We start from the raw sequence: 9,541 nt of genomic DNA, 5'->3' as shown, positions 1-9,541 counted from the left end.
CCTAAGGATACCAGATTTTAGATCAACTATCAAGATAATTGTGACAGACTACTAGTGTAAAAATTAATCATTATGATTTACTAAATCAGGTTAAAAAATATAGGAATGCCCTGCGAAAATTGCTTAGGAGAGCTGACAGGAATGAACCTATTGAGGTCGTCTGCATCGTTGGGGAATCTCATGAGGATTGGGATGATCCCGAAGGATTGGAGCAAGCGAAGACAACTATGGCAGCAGAAAATGCCCATCTTGTATTCTATCGCCAACTTATTGACGATGCCGAGCGAAATTATCAAGCATATTTGGACAAAAACAAGGAATTGGGTCGTATCTATAATATTATCAATAGTATTGATACCGATCTGAATAGTTAAAAGATGTACTGCCATCGGGAATTCAGACCCCTCTCTAAACCAAGATTGTGATATAATAACAATCTGATTGAAAGGAGTATCCGAAACGTCCTCACTCAGCGTTACGGTATCTAACACCTGTCGAATTTCAAAGACAAAACTTGTCTTAACTTTGTTAATTTTTGGTCTGAATAAACGTTGGCACTTCAGATTTTATATGCGGAGTGCTCGCCCAAATGTGATCTGCATTCTAACCGCACCGATTTTCCAAACCAGATAATGGATCAAAAAATAAATATAAAAGATCCACGTCAGACCCGCGGACACTGTCGCTTTTATTAGCAACCCAAGTTAATGGAACTTACGCACAAATTCTTTATATCTTTCTTCATCTTTCATATAACTATGGTCGTTAGGTTCTGTCTGTAGTGCGTGGCATAGCACGCAAAGAACTTTCAAATCACCGGCTTCTGGGCTATTGAAAGCCCTACCTCTAACGTGATGTACATCCAAATACTTTCTATCGTTCTCAAAGTTTTCTGAACACCCCTCACATTCCCAGTTTTTTTCTTGGCGGTACCAGCGCGAAAGTTGTGTCCAATAAATATTATCCTGTCCTAACTTGGGTCTGTTGATGTCGGTATATGGAGTCAACTTGGTTACGAGGACCTGCTTTTCGTCGTAGGTGTAGAAGTTCGGCACGCCCTTTGAAATCCTCCATGGTTCAGCAGTGGGCTGAATTATTTGACCTTTCGGGCTTGTGATAGGTTCGCTCCCGATGTCTGGTATAACAAACCGATCTCCATCGGGCGTGTTATCAGCAATATAACCTTGCCAATAGGGGACGAGCCAGCCTATAATGTCAACCTTATCGCCGCACTTAAGAGTAGCGAGAGTTTGGATGACTTGTGGGTAAATCGTTTGACACGAAATTTCAAGGGGCTGACGCTCTTGTAAGACACCCTGTGCATCCGTGAAGCTCCGTTCTTTGTGGACTCTAAAGGACTGGACTTGCAGCATCCAAGTGCAATGCTGTATTGGTGTGGGATACTGCATTGGTGGGGAAATTTCAATGATTTTCATACCTGTGGGGCTATAGTTGCCCTCACGTTGCGTGTTCATAAAGCACCTCATAAAGTTGAATAGCCGTTCGAGTCGTCAATCAGTCTAATCATTGTGATTGTTGAATTAATTGCTATAGACAACGTGGGTTTGATAATTAAACGTGGGTTGGAGAATAAAATACGAATATAGATGTAGGTTGGGTTGAGCTGTGAAGCCACAAGCGGATTTTTGCTATACACAGCACTTCGTTCTTCAATGAACCGTTCCGATAGATAGGTGTAGCGAAACCCAACATCCCAAACTTGAAAACTCTATGCTATGTGTGATTTTTTAGTAGGTTTCCGTTCAACCCAACCTACAGGACGCTTTAATTTTTATTTTCAAACTCACGTTATGGTCTACTATCCAGTATAACACAAAACACCGTGTTTTGAAACACAATGTCACTATGTATCCGCACCCACAACCGGCAGTGTGCGAATTCTGTTGGTCGCTGGCAGTTTCTCGTCTAAAGGTTACTAGAACTCCCACCGCTACGAAGGGAAACCTGCTACGTGCGTCCAGCGTTGCGTTCTGGTCGCTTCACTTTGTGAACGGCTTTGGGCAGCCTGCTATGGCAAAGTTGGCATTCCGTGCTGCGCAGCTGTCTCATCTATGAGACTTATGTACCGTCGGACTCAATTCAATCACTTCACAGTCCGTTTCCCATCGTTTTGAAATTGAGGTTATTACAGACTACCTTGAAAGAGAGTATTGCTTTGTAGATAGATTTAGGGTATAATCTTGACAACGGAAAAGATGGCAAATCTGAACTGAATGCATGGTTTGAAAACGGAGGTTCAAAACGATGAAGATTATCAGGGCTTTGATCCCTATAACGGTGCTCTTTATTTTGTCGGTATGGGTTCAGGAAAGCACATCGGAAATTGATCCAGAGTCCCTTATGGGAATGTGGCACTTTGATCAGGGGAAAGGGGATACGGTTAAAGATTCCTCTCCGAACGGTAATGATGGTGAAATCGTTGATGCTAAACGGGTCGAAGGAAAAGAAGGCATGGGTATCGAATTTGACGGGAGCAGTCATGTGGTTATTCCAGCGAGCGAGACGACAGATGATTTCCTTGACGGATTTACATATCTGCTCTGGGTGAAACCGCTTGGGAACCCTTCCGGTCCCCATGTCCGATTGATAGAGAGGGATTGGCACAATCCAAATATTCTTATTGGGCAAACCGACTTCTACGGAAGTTTCCTATTCAATGGTGCGATAGATAACAGCCAAATCCGCGGCGGAACATGGGAAATGGACGAGTGGAGCTTTGTCGCCTTAACCCACGACGGTAAAACGCTTGTCCTCTATGTCGATGGCGAAGTCGTCGCAGATTTGAAGGTGGGCAAACCAAGTTTCAGTCAGCAACACGATGGTGGTTCCATCTGGCTAACCCGCTGGAAGGGTGGCGCAGGATGGGATTTCAAGGGAGTCCTTGACGAAGTCGCTATCTTCAATGCACCCCTTAGCGAAGACGATTTGGGGACCATCATGGAAGTAGGACTTGAGAAAGCCCTCGCCGTTTCACCCGTTGACAGACTAACAACAACTTGGGCGCATATCAAACAGTAAGAGCGATCTTCAAATCGCGCCTTTCTAATCTTGTAGGGGCAGTCCTTGTGGCTGCCCAAAAATTCTTTTTTAATTGAAACAGCAAAACGAGGTGATACCGTGGGACTGACCAACGATGAAATCGCACAGAAACTGATGGAACTTCATACTATTTTGATTGTCGCTGACTACCCGGAAGACCATGCAACACGCTACCCTCGTTTAGCGTATACAATTTCTCGCATGGAGGAATCTGTGGCTGAACTGGTCGCTCAAGGACGGTTGAAAGAGGAGATTGCAGGCGTTGGAGATATAGTCGCTACAATCATCACTGAATACGTCGAAATCGGAACATGCTCGAAATTGCAGGAGTACGCAAGTGAAGTCCCGCAGACAATTGTTGAACTTATGCCTATCCCAGGACTCGGTGCTAAAACGATTAAACTCCTATATCAGGAGGTGGGCGTTGACAGTCTCTTATCGCTCCGAACAGCAATTGATGAAGGCAAACTGAAAGGGATCAAAGGCATCGGTAAGAAAACGATAGAAAATTTTGAGGCATACCTTAATAATGAAAATTTGTAACAAGCAGACAGTCAATGTGGGTGTTTTTGCTTGGGTGTTTCCCGCAGGTTGAGCGGGAAAAGACAACAATCCATTTCGTTTATGTGGAAATTTCCGCTTTCAATAAAGCCAATAGGAGGAAATTGGGGCGAGACATCAGGGGTTTGGTGGAAAAAAGTAAATCAAAGTGCGTAGCTCGTAATGAAATGGAGAGCGGACTTGAGAATGGAACGTCAAGGTTCAAACTCATGTTGTTTAACCGCAAGGAAAATTAGAAAAATGGCAAGTTCACGAGATACCGGTGAAATAGTTGACGGCAAGAAACACGGCTATTGGGTTACCTACTATGCGAACGGACACAAGCGGAGCGAAGGTCGCTATATTGAAGGGAGGAAAGATGGGCGTTGGATCCAATACCACAAAAATGGGAACAAGGCGAGCGAAGCCTCCTTCCGAGACGGCAAGAACGAAGGCGACTATATGTGCTATTACGAGAACGGCAATCGTAAATGGGGCGGTCCCTACCGAAAACACGACGGCAGCTCCGCCGATGGCAGAAAAGAAGGTGTTTGGCTCTGCTATGAAGAGGATGGCGAAACGGTATGGCGCATTATCACCTACAAGAAGGGTGGCAGCCGTGCGAAACCGGATGAATACCCGCTCGGTGTTTGCGATGTTTGTGGCGAAGGCAAGCGTTCAACGTGGAGCGATACCTGTCCGCAATGCGGAGCGGATATTTCTGATTAATCCTCAAGAATTCTGAATTTTTTTATCTGAATCGGGTTTCAATGAGTAAATAAACAGACTTACAAAAAGTCGAGGGAAAACAATTGAAAACTGACTCAGAATTTTGGTGCACTTTGGCGTTGTTGACAGCGTTTTTTGCTTTACAATTCCCAAGCATAGTAGAGGCTGAAACAGAATCCGCTCACAGAGTTGCGACTGCTGTTCGCATTAAAGGTGCACCACCCCAGATAGATGGCATTTTGGATGATGCTATCTGGAAAACCGCGCCTCTCCACGAGGGTTTCCGTCAACGCGATCCCGATGAAGGGGAACCCGCTTCCCAACGCACTACCTTCCAAGTTACTTATGATGACGAAGCGATCTATTTTGGAATCGTATGTTATGACAGTGAACCCGATAAGATTGTTTCCCGCCTCGTCAGACGCGACGATTACGTTGAATCCGATAAAATCCAGATTATTCTTGATCCGCACTATAATCGGCAGCGCGGTTTTTCGTTTACTGTCTATCCTTCCGGTTCTGTAATAGATGGCATTGTCGGAGGCAGCGGTTGGAACGAATGGAACAATGCGTGGGATGGGGTCTGGGAAGCGAAAACCCACATCCACAAAAACGGGTGGGCGGTAGAATGCAGAATCCCGTTTTACATGTTCCGCTTTTCACCGAAAGATAAATACACGTGGGGACTGCAAGTAGAGCGTGAGATTAGTCGCAGAAAAGAGCGTGCCCACTGGCGTTTAATTAAGAAGGGTGAACCGGGGTGGTTATCACATTTCGGGGACCTCACGGGGATTGAAAATATTAAACCTTCTCGTCATTTGGAATTGATACCATACACTATGGGTAGGACAACTCTAAACAGCGATGCTGATTTGTGGGGCAATGTTGGCGGCGATGTCCAATACGGCATTACTTCTGGTGTCACGCTCAATGCAACAGTCAACCCTGATTTTGGACAAGTAGAGGCGGACCCTGCTACTTTAAATCTCTCTGCCTATGAGGAGTTTTTTGAGGAGCGTAGACCCTTTTTTGTTAAAGGAGCTTCAATCTTCAACTTCGGAAATTGGAGAAATCAATTCTTTTATTCCCGTCGGATCGGACGACAACCCAGACATTTTGAGATTCCGGCGGGGAGCACTGAACTCAGTCGCCCAGAAGCGACAACAATTCTGGGTGCTGCCAAGCTCGTCGGAAGAACCAACAGCAACACCTCCTTCGGTATCATGGAGGCTGTCACAGCACCGGAATATGCGCAGGTTAAAGGGAAAGACAAGCATTTGGTTGAGCCACTAACAAATTACTTTGTGGGTCGAGTGACACAAGATATCTTGGAAGGGAATTCTCGCGTCGGACTGATAACGACAGCGGTCAATCGACAGACTTCCAACGCCGCGTATGTCGGTGGGCTTGACTGGGACTTGAAACTGGCGAAAGAGCGGTACCAAATAAGTGGGAGGCTCGCGGCGAGCCAAGCGGGAGAATTGGAAGCACGCAAGTCCGGTTATCTTGCAAATATTGAATTTGAAAAACAGGGTGGGTGGTGGCGGCTTGATACCAGTTTTAGTATTCTTTCCCCAGACTTTGAAATAAATGACATAGGTTATGCACAACGCGGCGATATGATGCGATGGTTCTATGACTTCATCCTCAAGAAAGAGCAACCCTTTAGCGTTTTCCGAGAAGTTACCTTCGGTCTCTACGGTTGGCGGGAATGGAATTATGATGGCGTTAGCATTGGTCGCTACTCCGAGATATGGACGGATGGTAAACTCAAAAACTATTGGGACTATGACCTGTGGATTGGGCGGAATTTGGAGTCATTTAACGACGAAGATGTCCGGCGCGGCGGGACGTTAATTAAAAATCCTGCCGGTTGGTGGATTTTTACTCAACTTAGAACTGACGGTCGTAAAATGGTTCAGATTGAACTAAATCCGATCTTTGCATGGGACGATGATAACAGAACTTCTGAAAAGGAAGTTAGTCTCCGCCTGAACATTCGTCCGGTGTCAAACATTGAATTCAGCATCGGACCGATGTATCGCTATCGGGTTGACGATGCCCAGTGGGTCGAGTTAGTTGAAGAAAATATCAATGGACAACTCAAAAAACACTACGTCTATGGCGAGCTAACGAGTCAAACACTGGACTTCACCACCCGCGCAAACATTAGTTTCACACCAACACTGAGCCTCCAATTCTACGTACAACCCTTCATTACCATCGGCGACTATGCCAACTTCAAAGAGTTAGTTGAGCCGAGGTCCTATCAGTTCAAACCCTATCCCCTGAAGCGAAACCCTGATTTCCACATGCGTTCACTGAGAGGCAATACCGTCCTCCGCTGGGAATTCCGTCCGGGCAGTACCCTGTTTTTGGTGTGGTCCCAATCCCGTGCGATCGAGTTAGAAGAGGTAAGCGCAGACGATCTTGAGTTTCGTCCATTTCACCGATTGCGAAGCAGTTTCACCGATGAAGGAAAAAACATCTTTCTCATCAAATGTCGGTATTGGTTTGGAGTGTAAGTTGAAATCCTGGAATGCGTAAGTCCTATAAAGTATATAAAGCACTAAAGAATCGGGTAAGATTTCCGGATTTGGAGGAAATTTATTGATGAAAAAAGCGAAGTATACAACGGCAAAGACTGACATAGCGCGCCAAAGCACTACAAGTAAACACACAAAACGGAAAATTTATGCGATAATAATATTCACCATATCGTCGTTTAGCCTATTCGCCAACTTACAAACCTGGGCTGCAGAAAATATACAGACCGTTCAGAAAGAACTTCCGGCACTCAAAATAGATCAACCGCCTATTATTGATGGTGTTCTTGATGATGCCTGCTGGCAAGATGCACCGCAAGCTATTGGCTTCACCGACGAACGCACCGAAAAACCAGCGAAAGACCAATCCATCGGTCACCTCGTTTATACGGACACAGCCATCTACGTCGGGCTTCACCTCTACGACGATATGCCTGATAAAATTGTGGCACGTCAAACCAAAGACCAGACGCGAATTCGCGGAGAAGATTGGGTCTCCTTCAGTCTTGACCCGTTTCATACACACCAATTTTCCGACAGAAACTTCTTTATTGTAAATCCGCTCGGCACGAAATTCGCACATCTCGCCACCGGACGCGCTGAGAAAAGTGAGTGGATCGGACTATGGAAAACTGCTGCCCAGATTGTGGAAGATGGATGGGTTGTAGAGATGGAAATCCCATGGCAGATGCTGGATTATCCTGACACAACTAAACCGGTGTGGATGGGTATCAACTTTGACAGAGAACAGCAACGCACTGGGGAACGTTCGTGGTGGTGTAATCTTGGTGTTCAGGAATTTCGGGAAAACGATGGACACTGGATTGATGTGCTACCCCCGCCTCGCACGCGCGAACTCAAGTTGTTACCCTATCTGATTGGTGGTATCAGTGAAACGGAAACCGATGACAGAGAGTATACGGCTCGCGCGGGAGCGGACCTCCGTTATGAAGTTACCCCGCAGCTACGGCTCATTGGGACCGCCAACCCCGATTTTGATAACATTGAACAAGCCGTAGAAGACATTGATTTCTCCTACGGTGAACGCTACGTGCCTGATCGCCGTCCGTTCTTTTCGGAAGGTGGCAATGTCTATCGCCTCGGTCGGCTGTTCCATTCGCGGCGGATAACAGATATGGACGGAGGGCTTAAACTTTTTGGCAAACTTGCGAAAAACACCTCAGTCGGGACCTTAGGCACATATCACCGGAACAACCAGAACGCTATTCTTCAAGTCTCACAATCGCTCACAGCAACATCTAATATCAGCGCGGCGTTCCTTTCGCATCATCACCGGGACACTGGAGCGAACAATGTCGGTTACCTTTCCGGGGACGTGCGACACGGTAAATTTTCAGTGGGTTCTAACCTCATCCAAACTTGGGCAGATGAATCGGATGGAAGGAATGGATTTGTCAGTATAGGCTACAACGGATCGCTCTTCCAACACTACCTGTCCGCGTTTTTTGTAGATCCGGATCTCGTCAATAGACTCGGTTACCTTCCCTTCACTGGCTACCGCGGCGTAGGTTTGGGTAGTTTCGTCAAAAACGAGTGGCGTGAAGGATTCTTCCGCAGAGCCTCCGTTTCTGTTCAAAGCCAAATCTCTAACACTTATGAAGGTGAGGTCTTCCGGCGTGACTTCTATATATCCTCACTTATCCTAACACATAGTGACTACGCACTTGCCGCTGGCTGGAGGGGCGGGCAATTTGAAGAATTCAGCGATAGTGTTTTCAGCATCGGATTACGTGCGCGTGCTTCTGACAGGTTCAATAATATCGGTATTACCTACAATTCAGGTCAACAGGCAGGTGAGAAGATTCATCGCATCAGCGGAAATCTAAATCTTCGTGCTTATGGTTTCACCGCGGGGCTTTCCTCACGAATCCAGTGGCATTTTGAGAGACGCTACCAACAGATTCTAACACTCACTTATGACTTCAGCCCCGCCTTGAGTCTTGGCAGTCGGTTAATCTGGCAAGACGAGAGTATCAACATCTACTTCGCATTACGCCGATCAGGCTACGTCGGCACGGACTTTTTCATTATCCTTGGCGATCCAAACGCTTTGGAATTCAAACAGCGTCTGGTAGCAAAGGTCCTGAGGGCATTTTAACAATTATAACCCAAGTTGCTACTAACAGATTTCACACGTTTCAGAAAAGGTTTGCAGTCCCTTCCACGCCCCGTATGAAGATTAATAATTTAATCGGGTAATATAGGTGTCCGTTGTCTGAATCAGGATTTATAGGATAATAGAACCGTCTTGATTGAGAACTGTCCTTGATAGAATTACCCAAATATTTTCTTAAACTTCATTAGGGGCAGCGTCTGTATTAAATAAAACTCAACTATTTATGAGATGCGCTGTGGACATCTTGTAGAGAGAACCGCCTTTGTGGGTGCCACAAACTCTTGGCTTTTGAACGGGGCTGTCCAAAAGTTGAACAGCAAAAGTAATATGTCGGGTAGAATTAGCGAAAAGCCCTATTTTAGAGCGGTTTCACATTTGAGTTAACTTTGGCATGAAAATTGCTACGACATAACTATATTACGCAAGAAAAAATGGAATTTTTTCTTGACAAATAATGCAGGAATTGTTAATATTGTTAATATCAACAATACCTTCGCCAACTTATCCATGCCTGAGTTGAGCAAAGGAG

General features: G+C 45.7%; 7 protein-coding genes. 6 read left to right on the top strand and 1 reads right to left on the bottom strand.

Annotated elements, in window-relative coordinates:
* Positions 1 to 119 precede the first annotated feature (119 nt).
* Positions 120 to 374, top strand: coding sequence for a hypothetical protein (locus tag OXH39_12450; GenBank protein ID MCY3551262.1), 255 nt, complete (start codon positions 120 to 122; stop codon positions 372 to 374).
* 330 nt (positions 375 to 704) lie between these two features.
* Here the strand turns inward: OXH39_12450 and OXH39_12445 are convergent, their stop codons facing one another.
* Entirely contained in the window at positions 705 to 1,475 is a 771-nt protein-coding gene (locus OXH39_12445) for a hypothetical protein (GenBank protein ID MCY3551261.1), read from the bottom strand.
* Between the two features lie 790 nt (positions 1,476 to 2,265).
* Here OXH39_12445 and OXH39_12440 point away from each other — a divergent pair.
* The 5 genes from OXH39_12440 (at position 2,266) to OXH39_12420 (ending at position 8,994) form a co-directional block, all read left to right on the top strand.
* A complete protein-coding gene (locus tag OXH39_12440) occupies positions 2,266 to 3,039 on the top strand; it encodes a LamG domain-containing protein (protein ID MCY3551260.1) in 774 nt (257 codons plus the stop codon).
* 99 nt (positions 3,040 to 3,138) lie between these two features.
* Complete coding sequence (locus OXH39_12435; GenBank protein ID MCY3551259.1) at positions 3,139 to 3,603, top strand: helix-hairpin-helix domain-containing protein; 465 nt, start codon at positions 3,139 to 3,141, stop codon at positions 3,601 to 3,603.
* A 258-nt stretch (positions 3,604 to 3,861) separates the two neighbouring features.
* Complete coding sequence (locus tag OXH39_12430; protein ID MCY3551258.1) at positions 3,862 to 4,329, top strand: hypothetical protein; 468 nt, start codon at positions 3,862 to 3,864, stop codon at positions 4,327 to 4,329.
* 83 nt (positions 4,330 to 4,412) lie between these two features.
* A complete protein-coding gene (locus OXH39_12425; protein ID MCY3551257.1) occupies positions 4,413 to 6,854 on the top strand; it encodes a DUF5916 domain-containing protein in 2,442 nt (813 codons plus the stop codon).
* Between the two features lie 88 nt (positions 6,855 to 6,942).
* A complete protein-coding gene (locus tag OXH39_12420; GenBank protein MCY3551256.1) occupies positions 6,943 to 8,994 on the top strand; it encodes a DUF5916 domain-containing protein in 2,052 nt (683 codons plus the stop codon).
* Positions 8,995 to 9,541: the final 547 nt, after the last annotated feature.

It is taken from the genome of Candidatus Poribacteria bacterium, assembly GCA_026702755.1.
Taxonomy (GTDB): domain Bacteria; phylum Poribacteria; class WGA-4E; order WGA-4E; family WGA-3G; genus WGA-3G.
Note: the sequence above shows the minus strand (reverse complement) of the source record. Positions and strands in the feature narration are given on the sequence as shown.

What these genes read in the sequence shown, in the direction of transcription:
- OXH39_12445 (MCY3551261.1), bottom strand. Translation starts at nt 1,475, where the DNA reads ATGAACACGCAACGTGAGGGCAACTATAGCCCCACAGGTATGAAAATC.
- OXH39_12430 (MCY3551258.1), top strand. Translation starts at nt 3,862, where the DNA reads ATGGCAAGTTCACGAGATACCGGTGAAATAGTTGACGGCAAGAAACAC.
- OXH39_12420 (MCY3551256.1), top strand. Translation starts at nt 6,943, where the DNA reads ATGAAAAAAGCGAAGTATACAACGGCAAAGACTGACATAGCGCGCCAA.
- OXH39_12440 (MCY3551260.1), top strand. Translation starts at nt 2,266, where the DNA reads ATGAAGATTATCAGGGCTTTGATCCCTATAACGGTGCTCTTTATTTTG.